Origin of the sequence: Bacillus sp. FSL W8-0519 (assembly GCF_038005585.1) — a bacterium.
Classification (GTDB): Bacteria; Bacillota; Bacilli; order Bacillales; family Bacillaceae_G; genus Bacillus_A; species Bacillus_A paranthracis.
In genome coordinates this window covers 3,693,691-3,715,191 of the sequence record NZ_JBBOTL010000001.1, presented here as the reverse complement: position 1 = coordinate 3,715,191, position 21,501 = coordinate 3,693,691, and the positions used below count along the sequence as shown (strand labels likewise).

At 36.4% G+C, this 21,501-nt stretch carries 18 protein-coding genes; 16 read left to right on the top strand and 2 right to left on the bottom strand.

Annotated elements, in window-relative coordinates; all coding sequences use genetic code 11:
- Positions 1–28: 28 nt before the first annotated feature.
- The gene (locus NST14_RS19305) at positions 29–1,099 is read right to left on the bottom strand and encodes a M24 family metallopeptidase (protein WP_229142891.1); all 1,071 of its coding nucleotides are present in this window, start codon (positions 1,097–1,099) and stop codon (positions 29–31) included.
- Between the two features lie 282 nt (positions 1,100–1,381).
- Here NST14_RS19305 and NST14_RS19300 point away from each other — a divergent pair, with 282 nt between their 5' ends.
- Positions 1,382–2,563, top strand: a complete 1,182-nt coding sequence (locus NST14_RS19300) for a lysozyme inhibitor LprI family protein (RefSeq protein ID WP_000736514.1) — start codon at positions 1,382–1,384, stop codon at positions 2,561–2,563.
- A gap of 49 nt (positions 2,564–2,612) precedes the next feature.
- Here the strand turns inward: NST14_RS19300 and NST14_RS19295 are convergent, their stop codons facing one another.
- The gene (locus tag NST14_RS19295) at positions 2,613–4,322 is read right to left on the bottom strand and encodes an Rqc2 family fibronectin-binding protein (protein WP_000863254.1); all 1,710 of its coding nucleotides are present in this window, start codon (positions 4,320–4,322) and stop codon (positions 2,613–2,615) included.
- A gap of 105 nt (positions 4,323–4,427) precedes the next feature.
- Here NST14_RS19295 and NST14_RS19290 point away from each other — a divergent pair, with 105 nt between their 5' ends.
- The 15 genes from NST14_RS19290 to rpe all read left to right on the top strand — a co-directional run bounded on the left by NST14_RS19290 (position 4,428) and on the right by rpe (position 21,494).
- The gene (locus NST14_RS19290) at positions 4,428–7,151 is read left to right on the top strand and encodes a calcium-translocating P-type ATPase, SERCA-type (protein WP_001104748.1); all 2,724 of its coding nucleotides are present in this window, start codon (positions 4,428–4,430) and stop codon (positions 7,149–7,151) included.
- Positions 7,152–7,251: 100 nt separating this feature from the next.
- A complete protein-coding gene (locus tag NST14_RS19285) occupies positions 7,252–8,127 on the top strand; it encodes a YicC/YloC family endoribonuclease (protein ID WP_000564125.1) in 876 nt (291 codons plus the stop codon).
- Positions 8,128–8,194: 67 nt separating this feature from the next.
- Positions 8,195–8,458 (top strand): extracellular matrix/biofilm regulator RemA, encoded by a 264-nt coding sequence (gene remA, locus NST14_RS19280; protein WP_001251458.1) that lies wholly within the window; start codon positions 8,195–8,197, stop codon positions 8,456–8,458.
- Between the two features lie 13 nt (positions 8,459–8,471).
- Positions 8,472–9,089, top strand: coding sequence for a guanylate kinase (gmk, locus tag NST14_RS19275; RefSeq protein ID WP_001257738.1), 618 nt, complete (start codon positions 8,472–8,474; stop codon positions 9,087–9,089).
- A 2-nt stretch (positions 9,090–9,091) separates the two neighbouring features.
- On the top strand, positions 9,092–9,304 hold the full coding sequence (gene rpoZ, locus NST14_RS19270; protein ID WP_000933970.1) for a DNA-directed RNA polymerase subunit omega: 213 nt from the start codon (positions 9,092–9,094) through the stop codon (positions 9,302–9,304).
- A gap of 172 nt (positions 9,305–9,476) precedes the next feature.
- Positions 9,477–10,682: a bifunctional phosphopantothenoylcysteine decarboxylase/phosphopantothenate--cysteine ligase CoaBC gene (gene coaBC / locus NST14_RS19265; RefSeq protein WP_000911755.1), complete on the top strand. Its 1,206-nt coding sequence runs from the start codon at positions 9,477–9,479 to the stop codon at positions 10,680–10,682.
- Positions 10,679–13,084 (top strand): primosomal protein N', encoded by a 2,406-nt coding sequence (priA, locus tag NST14_RS19260; RefSeq protein ID WP_000666727.1) that lies wholly within the window; start codon positions 10,679–10,681, stop codon positions 13,082–13,084. The genes coaBC and priA overlap by 4 nt, the downstream gene beginning before the upstream one ends.
- 11 nt (positions 13,085–13,095) lie before the next feature.
- Positions 13,096–13,566, top strand: a complete 471-nt coding sequence (def, locus tag NST14_RS19255; protein WP_000279468.1) for a peptide deformylase — start codon at positions 13,096–13,098, stop codon at positions 13,564–13,566.
- Between the two features lie 23 nt (positions 13,567–13,589).
- Positions 13,590–14,534 carry a methionyl-tRNA formyltransferase gene (gene fmt / locus NST14_RS19250; RefSeq protein ID WP_000598790.1) on the top strand — a complete coding sequence of 315 codons (945 nt, stop codon included), beginning with the start codon at positions 13,590–13,592 and terminating at the stop codon, positions 14,532–14,534.
- A complete protein-coding gene (gene rsmB / locus NST14_RS19245; RefSeq protein WP_001249672.1) occupies positions 14,531–15,865 on the top strand; it encodes a 16S rRNA (cytosine(967)-C(5))-methyltransferase RsmB in 1,335 nt (444 codons plus the stop codon). Before fmt ends, rsmB begins: the two co-directional genes overlap by 4 nt.
- A 4-nt stretch (positions 15,866–15,869) precedes the next feature.
- Positions 15,870–16,958, top strand: a complete 1,089-nt coding sequence (rlmN, locus tag NST14_RS19240) for a 23S rRNA (adenine(2503)-C(2))-methyltransferase RlmN (protein ID WP_000450543.1) — start codon at positions 15,870–15,872, stop codon at positions 16,956–16,958.
- Positions 16,959–16,962: 4 nt separating this feature from the next.
- Complete coding sequence (locus NST14_RS19235) at positions 16,963–17,715, top strand: Stp1/IreP family PP2C-type Ser/Thr phosphatase (RefSeq protein ID WP_229142889.1); 753 nt, start codon at positions 16,963–16,965, stop codon at positions 17,713–17,715.
- An 8-nt stretch (positions 17,716–17,723) separates the two neighbouring features.
- Positions 17,724–19,697, top strand: coding sequence for a serine/threonine protein kinase PrkC (gene prkC / locus NST14_RS19230; RefSeq protein ID WP_000904769.1), 1,974 nt, complete (start codon positions 17,724–17,726; stop codon positions 19,695–19,697).
- A gap of 268 nt (positions 19,698–19,965) precedes the next feature.
- Positions 19,966–20,847, top strand: coding sequence for a ribosome small subunit-dependent GTPase A (gene rsgA / locus NST14_RS19225; protein WP_001113936.1), 882 nt, complete (start codon positions 19,966–19,968; stop codon positions 20,845–20,847).
- Positions 20,848–20,849: 2 nt separating this feature from the next.
- Positions 20,850–21,494, top strand: coding sequence for a ribulose-phosphate 3-epimerase (gene rpe / locus NST14_RS19220; RefSeq protein WP_000589966.1), 645 nt, complete (start codon positions 20,850–20,852; stop codon positions 21,492–21,494).
- The last annotated feature ends 7 nt before the right edge of the window (positions 21,495–21,501 follow it).

The following is a 21,501-nucleotide window of genomic DNA, read 5'->3' as shown; positions in this document are numbered from 1 at the left end:
AAAAAATCCTGTTGGAAATTTCGAAATATTAACAAGGGATTATAATTAGTTCTCTATTTGATTTTGTAATAACTTCATATCCGTCTTTTGTAATGACAATATCATCTTCAATTCTACAACCGCCCCAGTTCGGTATGTAAATACCTGGTTCAACTGTAACGACCATACCCTCTTCTAAAGTAGCCTTACTTTCTTGGGATAGGCGGAGAGGTTCATGAATTTCTAATCCAAGACCATGACCAGTAGAATGTCCAAAATATTGACCGTATCCATGCTTAGTAATGTAGTTTCTCGTTATATCATCGATACGTTTTGCAGTTTCTCCAGGTTTAATCGCTTCAGTCCCGCGTTTTAATGCTTCAAGTACAATATTGTATATCTTTTTGAATTCTTCTGATGGTTCCCCGATTACTACAGTACGTGTTATATCGGAACAATATCCGTCGTAAAGTGCACCGAAATCTAATGTAACGATGTCGCCTCGTTCAATTATTTTATTTGATGCGACTCCATGTGGAAGAGAAGAACGAACACCAGAAGCTACAATAATTTGAAATGATGAAGATGCAGCACCTTTTTTTCGCATGAAAAATTCTAATTCATCTCGTACAGTATTTTCACTTATTCCTGGTTTTAGAAACGTAAGAATGTGGTAAAATGCTTCGTCCGCAATATTAGCTGCAATTTTCATTATTTCTATTTCAGGCGTGTCTTTAATGATACGAATATTTTCGATAATTTCGCAAACTTGAATCATTTCCGCCTGTACGTACTTTTGCAAGTTTTTATATTGTTGCAATGTCATGTTGTTTTCTTCAATTCCGAGTTTTTGAATGTTTAATTTTGACACTTGATTTGCAACTTCTTCCTCTAAATTTCCTTTATGCATAATAATTTCAGCATCTTTTATTTGTGATTTTGCTTGATCTACATAGCGGAAATCTGTTATAAAAACAGCTTGATCGGCAGAGATTAAGACGGCGCCAGCACTACCTGTAAAGCCTGTTGCATATTGGCGGTTTTCTTTTTTTGTAATAAGTAACCCGTCAATTCCGTACTTATGTAGTTGTTTTTGGATATTAGTTATTCTTATATTCATTTTAATGCCTCCTTTTTATATTTAATAAAGCAAAACTTGTGCCAATATACTTATTGACAATAAAAGAGAAGCGGGAGTTTTGTGTCAAAAAAACTAGACAAATATAAAATGAGGATGTCAAAAATTTATACAGTAATGTAAACTTGCATATTATAATCTTTCAATTCTAATATTATATTTTTTGTATAAATAAATGGTGATAATTGGTATAATAAGAGGTCGTTATGTTTTCTTGTAGATAAAGGTGCGTAACGAATAAATAGGAATAAGGAATGTGAGTATATGAAGAAATTAAGTAAAGTCATGTCATTTTGCTTCGCTGCTAGTATGCTAGTTGTAACAGGGTGTGAAAAAAGTGAAATCAAAGTTCAAGCAAATGAAACGATTGAACAGCTTGATGAAGCCCCAGAAGTGACAGAAAAAGAAGCGAAAAAGATTGTAAGAAAGAGTGTAGATGCAATAGCAAATGCATTTAGTGAGATGGAAAAAGAAAATGGATGGAGTCGAAATAATCCAGGAGATTTGGCGACAGCGAAAAAAGGAGTTAAGGGATTGGTTACAGAAAAATTTGTAGAGAACCAGCTTCCTAATTCGCTTGAAACATTTAATAGATCTAGAGAGACAGATATGTTGCCATTCCCTATTAATATTGAACCAGAAATGAGATTAACGTATACACAGAAAGATAAAAATTTAACGATTGAAACGATTATACCTTCAAATGATATGGGAAATGAAGCAGAGATATGGGAATTTATTTTCGTTTATAAAGATGGAAAATGGTTAATGGATAAATGGTCATCGCATACACCGAGAGATTTAAAACTTACGAAGGAAGAAGCTAGTGAGTTTCTGAAAATTCGAGGCTTTAAGAATGTCGATTTTGTTAAAGAGGAGAACAGTGGTGACAAAAAATATATTTTTAAAGAAAATGCTAGATTAATTGCTGTAGATGCAAAAACATCGGTTATTACATATGATTTAGATGAGCAAAAGCAGGAAAAAGAAACGAAAGAAAATAATAGTCAAGAACATGAAAACATTAAGGAAAATAGCATGAGTACGCATGCTATTTCTAAAGAAGAGAAGCAGACTAAAAAAGAAACTTCGTCAGCAGTAGGTAAAACTAAAGTTTTAAATGAGTTAGCGGCTCTAGAAAACCAAGAAAAACATACAAATGTCATGTCAACAAATGACATAGTAAATGAAATAGAAGGAAATTATGAACTGTGGGATAATAAACTAAATGAAATTTACAGTACATTAAAAAATACGATGTCCCCTGATGCATTTCAGTCATTAAAAACGAAACAAATTGCGTGGGTTAAAGAAAAGGAAAGTAAGGTTAAAGCAATTGGTACTGATACAAATAACGGGACGATGAGACGTATAGATGCTTCAGAAGAGAAATACAAGATGACAAAAGAAAGGTGTTATGAATTAGTGAATGGGTATATGAACTAGTTGGAACGAATAAAAAAATGCGCTGCTTATAAGCAACGCATTTTTTTATTTAAGCTTTTAATTTCATTACAGTATCAGCATCGGGTGTTACATAAACAGTTTGCTGATTGTCGTACGTAACAAAACCAAGTTTTGCACCACTCGGTTTTTTCACATGGCGTATTTTGGTGAAATCAACAGGTACAGAACTAGACTCTTTTGCTTTACTGTAATAAGCAGCAATTTTGGCAGCTTCTAGTAAAGTTTCTTCAGCAGGTTCTAAAGAACGAATGACAACGTGAGAACCAGGTATATCTTTCGTATGTAACCAAATTTCATCACGACGGGCAAATTTCGTTGTTAAATAATCATTTTGTTTATTGTTTTTACCGACGAAAATCTCTGTGCCATCACTTGCTACATATTTATCTAATACTGGTTTAGTAGGCTTTTTCTTTCCGTTTTTCGTTTTACGATTGCGCATATAACCTTCTTCAGCTAATTCCTCACGAATTTCTTCAATATCTTTTGAAGAAGCAGCTTCCATTTGTTGAAGTAAGCTATCAAAATAAAGAATTTCTTCCTTTGTTTTTTCGATTTGTTCTTCTACAACAACAACGGAATTTTTCGCTTTTTGGTACTTTTGGAAATAGCGTTGTGCATTTTCAGATGGCGTTTTTAAAGGATCTAATGCGATCTTTACAGTTCCACCATTTTCATCATAATAGTTAACGACTTCAATATCTTTATCGCCTTTTTTCAAAGCGTACATATTGGCTGTAAGTAGTTCTCCAAATAGTTGATATTTATCTGCTTTTCCAGCATCTTGTAATGTTTTTTCTAGTTTAATGAGTTTTTTCTCATTTTTATTTTTTTCGTTTTGCATAAAGCGCTCTAAATCATGAGCTTGTTGTTTTACACGGTCACGCTCTGCTTTTCCAAAAAAGAAACGGTCTAGCAATTCACTAACAGATGAGAATGTCTTGTCTTCTCCAGCTAAGTGCGCAAGAGGGAAAAGATAAAAGAATTCTTTCCCATTTGAAGTAGTCATTGTTGGTGAATATGTATGAGTTAATAATGGTTTTTGTATGGAGAAAAATGCGTCAGCTAATGCTTTTTCATTTACCATACCTGCTTTTTTCACTACTTCTTTTGCGAATAACGGTGATATTCCGGTAAAGGTTCCGACTAGCTGTTTATCCATGTTTCCAGATAGAAAGTCCAGCGGTCTAATAAATTCATCATTTGTTTCGATCTGAAGTGGGTTAATTTTATGTTGTGCTGGTGGTGCAATATATTCAGCTCCAGCGTATACAGTTCGATGTCGGTTTACTGCTAAGGAAACGTGTTTTAAGCTATCTAAAATATTGTTTGTTTTTGTGTCTACTAAAATGATGTTACTATGTCGTCCCATAATTTCAATTACTAATGTTTTTAGCGATTCATCACCAATTTCATTTCTGCTACGAACGGTAATTTGAATAATACGCTCTAAATCAATTTGTTCAATTTTTTCAATGAATCCACCTTCTAAATGCTTACGAAGAAGCATACAGAACATTGGCGGAAGTGCAGGTGAATCATAATTTTGATTTGTTAAGTGTAAACGTGCATATGTCGGATGAGCGGAAAGAATCAGCTTTTGATTTTTTCCGTTTGCTCGAATATGTAATAAAATCTCGTATTTTGAAGGTTGATATATTTTTGAAATTCTTCCCGTGTAAAGAGAATTTGCAATTTCATGTGTAATCGCTCTTGTAAATAATCCATCGAATGCCATAAATGAACACTCCTTTCTAACTAAAAGTTAATTATAGCATTTTTTTGGACGAGGCTGAATAAGCTTTCAATAGAGTATGTCTGGAATCAGGAGGTCGATAGCAGGATGAACTGGTATGGAATGCGTGCACATGAAGTGGAAGAAAGAACGAATACGAATGTGAAGGTTGGACTTACAGAGAAAGAAGCAGAAGGGCGAATTAAAAAATTTGGTACAAATGAACTAGATGAAGCAAAGAGGCCTTCTGCACTAATGGTATTTTTGGCGCAATTTAAAGATTTTATGGTGCTTGTTTTGTTTGGTGCAACAATCGTTTCGGCTTTTTTAGGGGAATACATTGATTCTATTGCGATTGTGGCAATTGTTATTATCAATGGTATTCTCGGATTTTTTCAAGAAAGAAAGGCTGAAAAGTCATTGGAAGCTTTAAAAGAGCTAGCCGCCCCGCAAGTAACTGTACTGCGAAATGGAAAGTGGGTAAAGGCACCGTCTAAAGCACTCGTTTTAGGTGATGTTATTAAATTTTCTAGTGGCGATCGTATTGGAGCTGATGTACGTCTTGTTGAGGCGTCGAGTTTATATATTGAAGAATCAGCTTTAACAGGAGAGTCAGTTCCAGTGCAGAAGAAAGTAGAAGCGTTGCAAGGGCAAGATGTTTCAATTGGTGATCAAAAAAATATGGCTTTTATGGGTACGATGATTACACGAGGGTCTGGAACAGGAGTCGTTGTAGCAACGGGTATGAATACAGCGATGGGCCAAATTGCAAATATGTTGCAAAATGCAGAGCAAATGGAAACACCATTGCAAAGAAGATTAGAGCAACTTGGAAAAATATTAATTATTGTGGCTCTTATTTTGACAGCGCTTGTCGTGTTAGCTGGTGTGTATCAAGGGAATGAAGTATATCATATGTTTTTAGCTGGCGTGTCGCTAGCTGTTGCTGCTATTCCAGAAGGGTTACCAGCAATCGTTACAGTAGCTTTATCGCTTGGTGTACAGCGTATGATAAAAAAGAGAGCAATTGTAAGGAAGTTACCAGCAGTAGAAACGTTAGGCTGTGCTTCTGTCATATGCTCTGATAAAACAGGAACGATGACGCAAAACAAAATGATGGTAACACATATGTGGTCAGGTGGAGAATTGTGGAAAGTGACAGGCCAAGGGTATGAACCTAATGGCTCTTTTATGAAAGGTGAAAAAGAAATTAATCCAGCTAAGACGAAATCACTTTATCAACTACTTACATTTGGTTCGCTATGTAATAACGCAAATATTATTCAAAAGAAAAAGGCGTATGTATTAGATGGAGATCCAACTGAGGGGGCGCTTGTAGCTGCAGCAATGAAAGCGGGGATAACGCGTGAGGCGCTGAAAGGGAAATTTGAAATTATTCGTGAATTTCCGTTTGATTCAACTCGAAAAATGATGAGTGTTATTGTACGAGATCGAGAGGGGAAAAAGTTTGTCGTTACGAAGGGAGCACCAGATGTCCTTCTGCAAATGAGTCAAACGATTTTATGGGGAGATAAGCAGCAACCATTAAGTGAGTTGTATAGAAAAGAAGTACAGGCGGCTATTCATAGTTTAGGTAGTCAAGCGCTGCGAACAATTGCAGTTGCATTTAAGCCATTAAAAGTAACTGATTCTACCGAACATGAAAGAGACGTTGAAAAGGATTTTATGTTAGTTGGGATACAAGGTATGATTGATCCGCCAAGACCAGAAGTAGAGCAGGCAGTAAAAGAGTGCAGAGAAGCTGGTATTCGAACAGTGATGATTACAGGGGATCATAAAGTGACTGCAATGGCGATTGCAGAACAATTAAGCATTTTACCACCAGGTGGACGCGTTGTTGAAGGGGTAGAACTCGCAACTATGGATGTAGAAGAATTAGAAAATGTTGTAGAAGATACGTATGTATTTGCTCGTGTATCACCAGAACATAAATTAAAAATTGTTAAGGCGTTGCAAAATAAAGGACATATAGTGGCGATGACAGGTGATGGAGTAAACGATGCTCCAGCTATAAAAACTGCGGATATTGGGATAGCGATGGGAATTACAGGGACAGATGTTGCAAAAGAAGCTTCATCTCTCGTATTGCTGGACGATAATTTCGCTACGATAAAATCAGCAATTAAAGAAGGTAGAAATATATACGAGAACATACGTAAGTTTATTCGTTATTTATTAGCATCGAACGTTGGAGAAATTTTGGTCATGTTATTTGCCATGTTACTTGCACTACCGCTGCCGATGGTTCCAATTCAAATTTTATGGGTGAATTTAGTTACTGACGGTTTACCGGCGATGGCGTTAGGTTTGGATAAGGCCGAGGGAGACGTGATGAAGAGAACGCCGCGTCATCCGAAAGAAGGGGTATTTGCTAGAGGGCTTGCCTGGAAAATTATAAGTCGTGGCTTTCTAATTGGGGCAGTGACGCTAGTAGCATTTATTATTGCGTATAATCAACATCCAAATGAACTGAAATATGCACAAACTGTAGCGTTTGCAACATTGGTACTTGCTCAGCTGATTCATGTATTTGATTGCCGAAGTGAGCATTCTGTTTTCCACCGCAATCCGTTTGGAAATGTGTATTTAGTAGGAGCGGTTATCATTTCATTACTACTCATGCTAGTCGTTATATATTATCCACCGTTACAACCGATTTTTAGCACGATGCCAATACAAGCGAGAGATTGGTTGTTAATTGGAGGTTTATCGTCAATTCCGACCTTCTTATTAGTAGGCTCTTTATTAACAGGGAAAAAGGGGAAGAAGGAAAAGCCAATATTATATAAGAAGGGATTAAACTTGAAATAGTCAATGATATGAAAATGTGATATAATTTACAGAAGGTAGTAGAGCCTTGTCTCTATTACCTTTTTCATTGAGTTATTTCATGGCTTGGATGTGATAAAAAATGATTTGTAGTATGACAGGATTTGGAAGATCGAAAGTAGAGAGTGATACTTTTCAAATTACAGTAGAAATGAAATCGGTGAACCACCGTTTTCTAGAGATGAGTATTCGACTACCGAAGCAAATGACGGTATTTGAAGACAAAATTCGTAAAATAATTGCACAGCAAGTTCGCCGTGGACGTATTGAAGTGTCTATTAGTATAGCGGGTGAAGGGCTTGTTGAAAGAAAATTAAGTGTGAATTGGTCGCTTCTTGAGCAGTACCAATCGATTATGGAAGATATAAAAGGAAAATTTCAATTACAAGATTCTATTACACTCGAGCAATTAATGGCAATGCCAGAAGTAACAGCGATTGAAGAGGTAGAAAACGTAAATGAACAATTTGAGAACAGTTTATATGAGGCTGTTCGCCAAGCTGCTCATATGTTAAAAACGATGAGAGATGGCGAAGGAGAACGATTACATAAAGATATAGCGTATCGCTTACAAGAGATTCATAATTGTGTAAATGCTATTATTCCGCATGCACCAATTGTTACACAAAAATATCGTGAACGATTAGAAAATCGCTTAAAGGAATTACATAATCAAGATCTAGATGAACAAAGATTGCTAACAGAAGTTGCAATTTTTGCTGAGCGTTGTGATATTCACGAAGAGTTAGTTCGTTTGCAAAGTCATTTAGAACAATTCCGTGAAACACTGCAGATTGAAGAGCCTGTTGGAAGGAAAATGGATTTCATCGTGCAAGAGATGCATAGAGAAATTAATACGATTGGTTCTAAGGCAAATGACTTAACAATTTCAAAATATGTTGTAGAAATGAAAAATAACCTTGAAAAAATTCGTGAACAAGTACAAAATATTGAGTAGCTTTCAAAAAATATATAAAGTTATACGTGGTGGAGAAATCGGATAGACTTACTAGGAGGCGCAAACTATGGCCATGCGGTTTTTAAATATTGGATACGGAAATATTGTATCTGCTCATCGAATTATTGCTATTGTAAGTCCGGAGTCAGCTCCTATTAAACGAACAGTACAGGAAGCACGCGAACATAATGCTTTGCTTGATGCTACGTATGGGAGAAAAACAAGGGCGGTTATTGTTATGGATGATGGGCATGTTGTATTAAGTCCAATTCAGCCAGAGACGATTGCACATCGTTTGAATAATAAAGAAGAGTTAAGTGAGGAAGGGTAGGTTTTACATATTTATGAGAAGTAGAAGAGGATTGCTCATCGTTCTTTCAGGACCTTCTGGGGTTGGTAAAGGAACGGTTCGAAAAGAGCTGTTTAGTCATGAGGATACACGTTTTCAGTACTCCATTTCAGTAACGACACGTAAGCCACGTGAAGGTGAAGTGGATGGTGTGGATTATTTCTTTAAAGAGAGAGAAGAATTTGAGGAAATGATTCGTAATGAAAAATTACTTGAGTGGGCTGAGTTCGTAGGTAATTATTACGGAACACCAATTGACTATGTTGAAAAAACATTACAAGAAGGAAAAGATGTATTCTTAGAAATTGAAGTGCAAGGAGCAATTCAAGTTAAGAAAGCTTTCCCAGAAGGTGTATTTATTTTCTTAGCACCTCCAAGTTTATCTGAACTAAAGAACCGAATTGTCGGTCGTGGTACAGAAACTGAAGATGTTATTGAAAATCGTTTAACGGTAGCGAAAGAAGAAATTGATATGATGGACGCTTACGACTACGTTGTAGAAAACGACCAAGTTGAACTAGCTTGTGAAAGAATTAAAGCAATTGTGGTTGGCGAACATTGCCGCCGCGAAAGAGTAGCAAAATATTATAAAGAAATGACGGAGGGTCTATAATTATGTTAAATCCATCAATTGATTCATTATTAACAAAAATCGATTCTAAATATACACTTGTAACAGTGGCTGCAAAACGTGCGCGCGAAATGCAACTTGCTAATAACTGTGTTGTAGAAAAACCAGTTTCTCATAAATGTGTAGGTAAAGCATTAGAAGAAATCGATATGGAAGCGTTAAGCTACGTACCAAGTGAAGATAAAGTAACTGAATAAGACTTTGTCTTCGACAATTTAAAACATAGACTTTATAATTTTCTATGTAACGGTAACAACCTATTTACAAGTAGGTTGTTATTTTTTTACGGTAGTGAAGAAATATTGATACTGATGAGCTGATAATCTTGTTTCAGTATTATAAGTTTGAAAAAGAAAGAGGACGAGCCATATGCTAAAAGGGAAAAAGATACTTTTATGTGTAACAGGAGGCATTGCGGTCTTTAAAGCGGCTGCGTTAACGAGTAAATTGACACAATCTGGTGCTATTGTAAAAGTAATGATGAGTGAGTCGGCAATGAAGTTTGTTACACCTCTTACATTCCAGGCGCTTTCTCGCCATGATGTATATACGGATACATTCGATGAGAAAGACTCAGCTGTTATTGCTCATATTGATTTAGCAGATTGGGCAGATGTTGTACTTGTTGCACCTGCTACAGCCAATTGTATTGGAAAGTTAGCTAACGGTATTGCAGATGATATGATTACAACTACTTTGTTAGCTACTACAGCCCCAGTGTGGATTGCACCTGCTATGAATGTGCATATGTATGAAAATAAAATTGTTCAAAAAAATATGATGACGTTAAAAACGTTAGGATATATATTTATTGAGCCTGGAGAAGGTTTTTTAGCGTGTGGTTATGTAGCGAAGGGAAGATTAGAAGAACCTGAAGCCATTATTGCACGGTTAGAAGAGGCTTTTTCAGAGCAAAAACCACTGCAAGGAAAAAGAATATTAATAACTGCTGGCCCAACTCGTGAAAAGATTGATCCAGTCCGTTTTATGACTAATTTTTCTTCTGGAAAAATGGGATACGCGATTGCGGAAGTGGCAGCGAACTTAGGCGCTGATGTTATACTCGTTTCGGGACCGACAGCATTACATCCACCATTACATGTAACTACGGTGCAAGTGGAATCTGCACAAGATATGTTAGAGGCGGTTATTCAACATTATGAAGACGTAGATGTTGTCATTAAAACAGCAGCGGTTGCAGATTATCGTCCGAAATATGTTCATGATAATAAAATGAAAAAGAAAAATGGCGATGCTGTAATTGAACTTGAGAGAACAGTAGATATTTTAAAAACGTTAGGTGAGATGAAAGACAAACAGTTACTTATCGGTTTTGCGGCTGAAACGACAAACGTAGAGGAATATGCAACGAAAAAATTACGTGAGAAAAATGCGAATATGATTGTTGCAAACGATGTAAAGGCGCAAGGAGCTGGATTTGGTACAGATACGAACATTGTAACAATGTATAGAAAAGATGGAGAAGTTATAGAGTTGCCACTTTTAACGAAGAAAGAGGTTGCTCGTGAAATATTAAAGCAAATTGAAATAATGTTAGAAGATGATCGTCTATGAAATTTGCAAGTGTAATTGTTGATGTACCTGCACGTCAGACAGATCGACCATTTGATTATATTATTCCTAAAAAATGGGAAGATATTGTCCAGACAGGCATGCGTGTAGTAGTTCCGTTTGGCCCAAGGAAATTGCAAGGTTTTATTATTGGGATTAAAGATTCGGTTGAAGTAGAAAGTAAGAAGTTAAAGACAATTCATGAAATTTTAGATGTAACACCCGTTTTAAATGAAGAGTTGTTAAAGCTAGGGTATTGGCTTACAAGTGAAACGTTATGTTATATGATTTCAGCTTTTCAAGTTATGCTTCCAACGGCGATAAAAGCAACATATAAAAAACGTCTACAACTTCGTAAACAAGAAGAAGTAGCACCTGAACTACTGTTTTTATTTCAGGACAAAGAAGCGATAGATTGGGAAGCGATTGAGACGCAGCCACAGCTATACCGCACGATTCAACAAGAAATTAAACATGGCACGATTGAAGTCGTTTATCAAGTAAAAGATAAGGTACAAAAGAAGAAACAAAGAGTCGTTCAACCGGAGTTGCCAGAAGATAAATTAGAATTAGCAGCATTTGAACTGAAAAGTAAAAAACAACAAGATGTCCTCTATTATTTTGTGGAAAATTATAAAAGTGTACCGTTGAAAGTAATAACAGAAGAGTTACAAATAACAGATGCTCCAATTAAAGCACTTGTTAAAAAGGGACTACTCTCAGAAAAGTATGTGGAAGTGTACCGAAATCCGTATGACGATGACGATTTTGAACAAACGAAACCATTCCCACTTACTGAGGAACAAAAGCAAGTTATTACACCGATTTTATCATCAATTACAAATGAAACTTACAATCCATTTTTACTATATGGTGTTACAGGAAGCGGAAAAACAGAAGTATATTTACAATCTATAGCAGCGGTGCTCGAGAAAGGAAAAGAAGCTATTGTACTTGTTCCTGAAATTGCACTAACGCCTCAGATGGTAGATCGTTTTAAAGGTAGATTTGGCTCACAAGTTGCAGTTCTTCATAGTGCGCTGTCTGTTGGAGAAAAATATGATGAATGGCGTAAGATTTTAAGAAAAGAAGTGAAAGTCGTAGTTGGTGCACGTTCAGCTGTATTTGCTCCTTTTGAAAATTTAGGGATTATTATCATTGATGAGGAACATGAATCGAGCTACAAGCAAGAAGATAATCCGAGGTATCATGCAAGGGATGTAGCTGTGTGGAGAGGACAATATCATAAATGTCCTATCGTTCTTGGTAGTGCAACACCGACGCTTGAATCGTTTGCAAGAGCGAAAAAAGGTGTGTATGAATTACTGACGATGGAAAAACGTATGAACGAACAAGCTTTACCGACAGTAGAGATTGTTGATATGCGTGAAGAACTTCGTGACGGGAATCGCTCCATGTTTTCAAAGGCACTGCATGAAAAAATAGCAGATCGGTTAGAAAAGAAAGAACAAATGGTGCTCTTTTTAAATAGAAGAGGTCATTCTACATTTGTTATGTGCCGTGATTGCGGGTACGTTGTACAATGTCCGCATTGTGATATCTCGCTGACATATCATAAAATGAATCATCGTTTAAAATGTCATTATTGCAGTTACGAAGAAAATATGCCGACTGCGTGTCCTGCTTGTCAAAGTACATACATTCGTTTCTTTGGTACAGGTACGCAAAAGGTAGAAGAAGAAATTACAAAACTATTTCCAGAGGCACGAGTCATTCGAATGGATGTAGATACGACGAGTCGTAAAGGGATGCATGAGAAATTATTAAAGGCGTTCGGGGAAGAAAAAGCAGATATATTACTTGGAACACAAATGATTGCAAAAGGGTTAGATTTTCCGAAAGTAACGCTTGTTGGTGTTTTAACTGCTGATACGATGCTTCATTTACCTGATTTCCGGGCGAGTGAAAAGACTTATCAGTTATTGACGCAAGTAAGTGGACGAGCAGGCCGACATGAATTGCCAGGGGAAGTTATAATTCAAACGTATACGCCAGAACATTATAGTATAGAGTTAGCAAAGAACCAACAATATGATGTGTTTTTTGATCAAGAAATGCAAATGAGGCGAACGAGACAATACCCACCTTATTACTATGTTGTACTTGTGACGGTATCTCATCCGGAATTATTAAAAGCAGTACAAGTGACGGAAAAAATTGTCGGTCATTTACGGACGCACTGTTCGCAGCAAACGATGGTGTTAGGACCGGTTGCTTCAGCAATTCCAAGGATAAAAGATAGATATCGTTATCAATGCATGATAAAATACAAACGGGAACCAAACTTAAAGAACGTGCTCAAAATGGTAAATGAACATTATCAAGCAGAAATGCAAAAAGAGCTACAAATCTCAATTGATTTTAATCCAACAATGTTAATGTAGCGGAGGGAAATATGGCAGTTTTAGAAATAGTAAAGCATCCAAATGAAGTGTTAGAAACACCGTGTGAAAGAGTAATTAACTTTGATAAAAAGTTAGTGAAATTGTTGAAAGATATGCATGAAACAATGTTAATTGCGGACGGAGTCGGTTTAGCTGCGCCTCAAGTAGGGGTAAGCTTGCAAGTGGCGGTAGTTGATATCGGTGATGATACTGGGAAAATTGAGTTAATCAATCCATCGATATTAGAAAAACGTGGTGAACAAGTAGGTCCCGAAGGCTGTTTAAGCTTCCCGGGACTTTATGGTGAAGTGGAACGTGCGGATTATATTAAAGTGCGTGCGCAAAATCGTCGAGGCAAAGTATTTTTACTAGAAGCAGAAGGGTTTTTAGCGCGTGCAATTCAACATGAAATCGATCATTTACACGGTGTGTTATTTACATCGAAAGTGACAAGATATTATGAGGAAAATGAATTAGAATAGGTATTAAAAGGAGCGGTTTTTAAATGATAAAAGTAGTATTTATGGGAACACCGGACTTTTCAGTGCCGGTGCTTCGTCGTCTTATTGAAGATGGCTATGATGTAATAGGTGTTGTTACGCAACCAGATCGTCCGGTAGGCAGAAAAAAAGTATTAACACCTACACCTGTTAAAGTGGAAGCAGAAAAGCATGGTATTCCGGTGTTACAGCCGTTAAGAATTCGTGAAAAAGACGAATATGAAAAAGTATTGGCATTAGAGCCAGATTTAATTGTAACAGCTGCGTTCGGTCAAATTGTACCAAATGAAATTTTAGAAGCACCGAAGTATGGATGTATTAACGTCCACGCTTCTTTACTTCCTGAACTTCGTGGCGGTGCACCAATCCATTATGCAATTATGGAAGGGAAAGAAAAAACAGGTATTACAATTATGTATATGGTAGAAAAATTGGATGCTGGTGATATTTTAACGCAAGTAGAAGTGGAAATTGAAGAGCGTGAAACGACAGGTTCGTTATTTGATAAGTTAAGTGAAGCAGGGGCACATCTTCTATCTAAAACAGTACCTTTACTAATTCAAGGTAAGTTAGAACCAATTAAACAAAACGAGGAAGAAGTAACGTTTGCATATAATATAAAACGTGAGCAAGAGAAAATTGATTGGACAAAAACAGGTGAAGAAGTATACAATCACATTCGCGGATTGAATCCATGGCCAGTTGCTTATACAACTTTAGCAGGACAAGTTGTTAAAGTATGGTGGGGAGAAAAAGTCCCTGTAACGAAATCAGCTGAAGCAGGTACGATTGTTGCGATCGAAGAAGATGGTTTCGTTGTAGCAACTGGTAATGAAACGGGTGTTAAAATTACAGAATTGCAACCTTCTGGTAAAAAGCGTATGAGCTGTTCACAATTTTTACGTGGAACAAAACCTGAAATTGGAACAAAGTTAGGAGAAAATGCATGAGACAAAATGTTCGTGAATTAGCTCTTGATGGTTTAATTCAAGTAGAAAAAAGTGGTGCATACAGTAACTTACTTTTAAATAATCTAATTGAAAAAAGTACAATTGATAGAAAAGATATTGGTTTACTAACTGAGATTGTATATGGAACAATCCAACGTCGTGATACATTAGATTATTATTTACAGCCTTTTTTAAAAAAGAAAGTTGAAGCGTGGGTAAGAGTATTACTTCGCTTATCTTTATATCAAATGATTTATTTAGACCGAGTGCCTGAAAGAGCGGCTATTCATGAAGCCGTTGAGATTGCAAAGCGTCGCGGGCATAAAGGAATTGCTGGTATGGTGAACGGTGTATTACGTTCGATTCAAAGAGAAGGTGTACCTTCTGTAGATGAAATCAAAGATCCAGTAGAACGTTTGGCAATTGCAACAAGTCATCCAATTTGGCTTGTCCAAGAGTGGACTTCAGAATATGGTTTAGAAACTGCTGAGAAAATGTGTGAAGTGAACATGTTACCGCCTGTACCAACAGCGCGTGTAAATGTTGATAAAATAACAGTAGAAGAAGCAATTGCATTATTAGCTAGTGAAGGTATAGAAGCGAAGCGTGGCGATTTATCAGATGATGCAATTCAAATTGAAAAAGGGAATGTAGCGCACACAGATGCGTTTAAAAAAGGTTTTCTTTCTATTCAAGATGAAAGTTCTATGCTGGTAGCACGTGCCTTAGAACCAGATGAGGGAGATGTAGTTCTTGATAGTTGTGCTGCTCCAGGTGGAAAAACAACACATATCGCAGAGCGATTAAAAGGAACTGGTCAAGTCATGTCCCTTGATTTACATGCACACAAAGTACGTTTAATTAAACAACAAGCAGAGCGACTTGGTCTAGGAAATGTCGAAACAAAGGCATTAGATGCTAGAAAAGTGCAAGAACATTTTGCAAATGAAACGTTTGATAAAATATTAGTAGATGCCCCATGTTCTGGATTTGGTGTAATTAGACGTAAGCCTGATATTAAGTTAGGTAAAGATAAAGGCGATAGTGAAAGATTATCGACGATCCAACTTGCAATACTAGAAAAAATCGCACCGTTATTAAAACAAGGTGGTCGCCTTGTTTATAGTACGTGCACAATTGAAAAAATAGAAAATGAACAAGTAATAGAACGATTTTTACAAGAGCATCCTGAGTTTGAGTGGGATACTACGATAAAAGAGCGTATGCCAGAAAAGTTAAGTCCGTATATTGATGAAGGTCAAGTACAAATTTTACCGCATTATTTTGCAACAGATGGCTTTTATATTGCTTGTTTAAGGAAGAAGGTGTAGCATCGTGGAAACGACTGTGAGAAAACAAAAGAAAAATTTAGAAACGAAAAAACCATCAATTTACTCTTTACAACTTCATGAAATGCAAGATTGGTTAAAGGAGCAAGGAGAACCAAAGTTCCGTGCTGGACAAATTTTTGATTGGTTATATAAAAAACGTGTAAAAAATTATGAGGATATGTCAAACCTTTCTAAAGGATTGCGTGAAAAATTGTCGAATTCCTTTGATATTACTACTTTAAATACGTTAGTAAAACAAACGTCTTCGGATGGAACAATTAAATTCTTATTCCAATTATACGATGGATATTCTATTGAAACGGTATTAATGCGACATGAATATGGAAATTCCATTTGTGTAACAACGCAAGTAGGTTGTCGTATTGGATGTACGTTCTGTGCTTCAACGCTTGGCGGTTTAAAGCGAAACTTAGAAGCTGGAGAAATTGTAGCGCAAGTAGTAGAAGTGCAACGTGCACTTGATGAATCAGAAGAACGTGTAAGTTCTCTTGTCGTTATGGGAATTGGAGAACCATTTGATAACTACGATAATTTAATGGGATTCTTACGCATCATTAACCATGAAAAAGGACTTCATATTGGTGCGAGACATATGACAGTTTCGACAAGTGGAATTATCCCGAAAATTTATAAGTTCGCTGAAGAAGACTTACAAATTAATTTTGCGATTTCACTGCATGCTCCAAACTCAGAATTACGTTCAAAATTAATGCCGATTAACCGTGCTTATAAGCTACCAGATTTGATGGAAGCTATTAAATACTATGTAAATAGAACAGGGCGTCGTATTACTTTTGAATATGGACTATTTGGAGGAGAAAATGACCAAGTTGAGCACGCTGAAGAACTTGCTGCGCTCTTAAAAGGTGTAAAATGTCATGTGAACTTAATTCCGGTAAACTACGTACCTGAACGTGATTATGTACGTACGCCACGTGAACAAATTTTCTTGTTTGAAAAAACGTTAAAAGATCGTGGAGTAAATGTAACGATTCGCCGTGAACAAGGTCATGATATTGATGCAGCCTGCGGTCAGTTGCGTGCGAAGGAGCGCAAAGAAGAGACGAGGTGACGAGATGAAAGCCGTGTTTCTATCAGATAAAGGAAAAGTTCGTCAACATAATGAAGATAGTGCAGGAGTTTTTCATAATTTAGATGGAAATATTTTAGCGGTAGTAGCAGATGGAATGGGAGGTCATCGAGCTGGTGATGTAGCTAGCTCGATGACCATTCAATTATTCCATGATTATTGGAAGCAAACGCATAATATGAATGAGCCAAAAAAAGTAGAAGAGTGGTTACATACTAGTGTTGGGATTATTAATGAGCGTATATATGAGTACTCTAAGCAACATGTAGAATGTAATGGCATGGGAACAACACTTATAATAGCAATTTGTATGCCGAGCTTTGTGACAATAGGTCATATAGGGGATAGTCGTTGTTATATGGTATCAGAGGGAGAAATCTCGCTTGTAACGGAAGATCACTCACTTGTAAATGAACTTGTGAGACATGGTGAAATTTCAAAAGAAGACGCAGAATATCACCCGAAAAAGAATGTTTTATTAAGGGCATTAGGAACAGAAGAGAAAGTCGGATTAGATGTTAAAACGTTGGTGCTAGAGGAAGATGATCAGTTACTTCTTTGCTCTGATGGATTATCTAACAAAGTTTCTATTGCTGATATGCAACAAATTTTACAGTTAAATGAACAGCTAGAAACTAAGGGGCAACGTCTCATTCAATTGGCGAATGATCGTGGTGGGGAAGATAATATTACCCTTGTTCTGATTGATTATGCGGGTTCGACAAACGAAAGTAGGTGAAGTGCAACGTGCTGATTGGAAAACGCTTAAATGACCGTTATAAGCTGCTGAAAATGATTGGTGGCGGTGGAATGGCCAATGTATATTTAGCTCATGATGATATACTGGGCCGGGATGTAGCGGTAAAAATATTACGACTCGACTATTCAAATAACGAAGAGTTTATTAAACGTTTCCATCGAGAAGCGCAGTCTGTTACAACGTTGTCGCATCCAAATATTGTGAATATGTATGATGTCGGAGAAGAAGATGGTATATATTATCTTGTAATGGAGTATGTACCAGGACAAACATTGAAGCAATACATAATTGAGCGAGGGATGTTATCGATAGGAGAAGCTCTTGATATTATGGAGCAGTTAACATCCGCCATGGCACACGCCCATCATTTTGAAATTGTGCATCGTGATATTAAACCGCACAATATTTTAATTCGAGCTGATGGAGTAATAAAAGTAACAGATTTTGGAATTGCGACAGCTACAAGTGCAACAACAATTACACATACAAATTCAGTACTCGGTTCGGTGCATTACTTATCACCAGAACAAGCACGTGGCGGGATAGCAAATAAACAATCAGATATTTATTCCCTAGGGATTGTTATGTTTGAGTTGTTAACAGGAAGACAACCGTTTTCTGGTGAATCTGCTGTTGCTATAGCTTTAAAACATTTACAAAGTGAAATTCCGTCTCCAAAAAGATGGAATGAAAATATTCCGCAAAGTGTCGAAAATATTATATTAAAGGCAACTGCGAAAGATCCGTTTCATCGATATCAATCTGCCAATGCGATGAAACGAGATATTGAAACGGCGCTATATCCAGAGAGGATAAATGAGCAGCCATTTTACATACCGGAAGATATGGAAGCGACAAAAGCGATTCCGATTATTCAACAAGAACAATTATTTGAAAACGTTACTGATGAAACAATTGTTTTAAAAGGAAGTAAAGTGGATGAACAGACAAGAAAAGAAGAAACGGATTTAAATAAGAAGAAAAAACGAAGTAATAAATGGCTCAAAATTTTAATTACAATATTTTTACTTTTAGCAATCGGAATAACGTTAGCGCTTACTGTTATTCCAGGATTCTTTATTCCAAAAGATGTAAAAGTCCCTGATGTGTCTGGTATGAAATATACGACAGCAGTAAATACATTAGTTGAAAAAGGTTTTGAGGTTACGGAACCTAATATTGTATATACAGATGATGTTGAAACTGGTGATGTCATAAAAACAGACCCTGTGGCAGGAAGAGTCGTGAAAGAAAACTCTAAAATTACTATCTATCAATCAGGTGGAAAAAAGAAAAGTAAGATGAGTGATCTTACAGGGAAAGATTTTGAGAGCATAAGGTCTGAATTAGAAGAAAAATATAAACAAGTTACAATAAATTATATTGAAAATGATAGACCAAAAGGTGAAATCGTTGAGCAAATTCCGACGCCAGATCAAATGGTAGTAGAGGCGGAACAAGACCTGAAAATTTGGGTAAGTAAAGGTCCTTATCAAATTAGACCAGGTGACTTTTCAGGATGGACTGAAAATAGTGTCAATGGTTATTTGAATGAGAGGAAACTAACTCCAGATATAAAACGAGAGTATTCCGATACTGTTGATAAAGGACTTGTAATTTCGCAATCTCCAAAACCAGGAACGCCGTTAAAAGAAGGAGATAAAGTGACGATTGTTATTTCAGATGGTCCTAAGCCGAAAGTAACGAAAACAGTGAAAGTGGATAATATTTCTATTCCGTATGAGTCTTCTATAATAGGTGAGAAAAAACCGCAAACGATAGAAATTTATAAAGAAGATATGCAACAAAAAATGGATAGACCAATTGAAACTAGAACAATTTCAGAGTCGGCAACTATTTCATTAGAATTTGTAATTCAAGAAGGTACAAAAGGACACTATAAAATTGTACGAGATGGTGTAACGATTATTGACAAAGAAGTACCATATCCAACTCAATAATAATGAATTCCATTTTCTTTCTAGAGGGAATGGAATGTATTACTCCTGCCTGTTATGCTGTCTACATATAGTGGACCGTATAACAGGCAAAAATATATGGTTCAAAAAGCTATAAAAGTGATACTGTTATAAATAATATTTTAAATTTAATGGTAGATTAAACGTATTAACTTGTATATATGACGGGTTTTGAAATCTTTATTTAAAGAATGATAATCCATTCAATAGGAATTACAGCTTCACTTTATACAGAATAAAGGAGAATTATATGCCAGAAGGAAAAATTGTAAAAGCTCTAAGTGGATTTTATTATGTGCAGCATGAAGAAGGGATTACACAATGTCGCGGGCGTGGTGTGTTTAGAAAAAATAAAATTACACCATTGGTAGGAGACCAAGTTGTTTTTCAGGCTGATAATCCAAGTGAAGGATACGTGCTTGAAGTATTTGATCGAAAAAATGAACTTGTTAGGCCTCCTATTGCTAATGTTGATCAAGCGATACTCGTATTTTCTGCAGTAGAACCAGATTTTAATCCGGGACTGTTAGATCGATTTTTAGTGCTGATTGAATATCATAACATTAAGCCGATTATTTGCATTAGTAAGATGGATTTAGTGGATGAAAAAATGAGAGAGACTGTTGAATCTTATGCAAATGACTATCGTGAGATGGGATATGATGTATTATTTACTTCTATAAATACATCGGAAAGTATTGACATTTTAAAACCATTCTTAGAAGGTTGTGTTTCCGTCGTTGCGGGGCAATCTGGTGTTGGAAAATCTTCTATGCTTAACGTCTTACGTCCAGAATTAGAACTGAAAACGAATGATATTTCCTCACATTTAGGACGCGGGAAACATACGACAAGACACGTAGAATTAATTGCGATTGGAAGCGGACTAGTTGCAGATACACCTGGTTTTAGTTCACTCGATTTCATAGATATAGAGGTAGAAGATCTTACATATTGTTTTCCAGAGTTGAAAGAAGCGAGCCAATACTGTAAATTTAGAGGGTGTACACATCTTTCTGAACCGAAATGCGCTGTGAAGGCTGCGGTTGAAGAGGGGAAGATTACAGAATATCGTTATAAGAATTACAAACAATTTGTAGAAGAAATTAGAGAGAGAAAGCCGAGGTATTAGTTATGATTAAAATTGCACCATCGATCTTATCAGCAGATTTTTCAAAATTAGGGGAAGAGATTAAAGATGTAGAAAAAGGCGGGGCGGATTACATTCACGTCGATGTAATGGATGGACATTTCGTACCAAATATTACGATTGGACCATTAATTGTAGAAGCAATTCGTCCGATCACATCGTTACCGTTAGATGTACATTTAATGATTGAAAATCCTGATAACTATATCCCGACTTTCGCAAAAGCGGGAGCGGATATTATTACTGTTCATGTAGAGGCGTGCCCTCATTTGCATCGTACAATTCAGTTAATTAAATCTCATGGCATTAAAGCAGGAGTTGTATTAAATCCGCATACGCCAGTTTCAGTGATTGAGCATGTATTAGAAGATATTGATATGGTATTACTTATGACAGTAAACCCTGGATTTGGTGGGCAGAAATTTATCCATTCTGTATTACCGAAAATTAAACAAGTTGCAGAAATGGTTAAAGAGCGCAATCTAGAAGTAGAAATTGAAGTTGATGGTGGTGTAAACGCTGAAACAGCAAGACTTTGTGTAGAAGCAGGAGCAAATGTACTTGTAGCTGGGTCAGCAGTATACAATCAAAAAGACCGCGGTGAAGCAATTCGTGTCATTCGTGGATAATGAATGA

What these genes read in the sequence shown, in the direction of transcription:
- remA (WP_001251458.1), top strand. Translation starts at nt 8,195, where the DNA reads ATGGCCATGCGGTTTTTAAATATTGGATACGGAAATATTGTATCTGCT.
- NST14_RS19295 (WP_000863254.1), bottom strand. Translation starts at nt 4,322, where the DNA reads ATGGCATTCGATGGATTATTTACAAGAGCGATTACACATGAAATTGCA.
- gmk (WP_001257738.1), top strand. Translation starts at nt 8,472, where the DNA reads ATGAGAAGTAGAAGAGGATTGCTCATCGTTCTTTCAGGACCTTCTGGG.
- rpe (WP_000589966.1), top strand. Translation starts at nt 20,850, where the DNA reads ATGATTAAAATTGCACCATCGATCTTATCAGCAGATTTTTCAAAATTA.
- rsgA (WP_001113936.1), top strand. Translation starts at nt 19,966, where the DNA reads ATGCCAGAAGGAAAAATTGTAAAAGCTCTAAGTGGATTTTATTATGTG.
- coaBC (WP_000911755.1), top strand. Translation starts at nt 9,477, where the DNA reads ATGCTAAAAGGGAAAAAGATACTTTTATGTGTAACAGGAGGCATTGCG.
- NST14_RS19290 (WP_001104748.1), top strand. Translation starts at nt 4,428, where the DNA reads ATGAACTGGTATGGAATGCGTGCACATGAAGTGGAAGAAAGAACGAAT.
- fmt (WP_000598790.1), top strand. Translation starts at nt 13,590, where the DNA reads ATGATAAAAGTAGTATTTATGGGAACACCGGACTTTTCAGTGCCGGTG.
- NST14_RS19235 (WP_229142889.1), top strand. Translation starts at nt 16,963, where the DNA reads ATGAAAGCCGTGTTTCTATCAGATAAAGGAAAAGTTCGTCAACATAAT.
- rpoZ (WP_000933970.1), top strand. Translation starts at nt 9,092, where the DNA reads ATGTTAAATCCATCAATTGATTCATTATTAACAAAAATCGATTCTAAA.
- rsmB (WP_001249672.1), top strand. Translation starts at nt 14,531, where the DNA reads ATGAGACAAAATGTTCGTGAATTAGCTCTTGATGGTTTAATTCAAGTA.
- NST14_RS19305 (WP_229142891.1), bottom strand. Translation starts at nt 1,099, where the DNA reads ATGAATATAAGAATAACTAATATCCAAAAACAACTACATAAGTACGGA.
- NST14_RS19300 (WP_000736514.1), top strand. Translation starts at nt 1,382, where the DNA reads ATGAAGAAATTAAGTAAAGTCATGTCATTTTGCTTCGCTGCTAGTATG.
- def (WP_000279468.1), top strand. Translation starts at nt 13,096, where the DNA reads ATGGCAGTTTTAGAAATAGTAAAGCATCCAAATGAAGTGTTAGAAACA.
- priA (WP_000666727.1), top strand. Translation starts at nt 10,679, where the DNA reads ATGAAATTTGCAAGTGTAATTGTTGATGTACCTGCACGTCAGACAGAT.
- NST14_RS19285 (WP_000564125.1), top strand. Translation starts at nt 7,252, where the DNA reads ATGATTTGTAGTATGACAGGATTTGGAAGATCGAAAGTAGAGAGTGAT.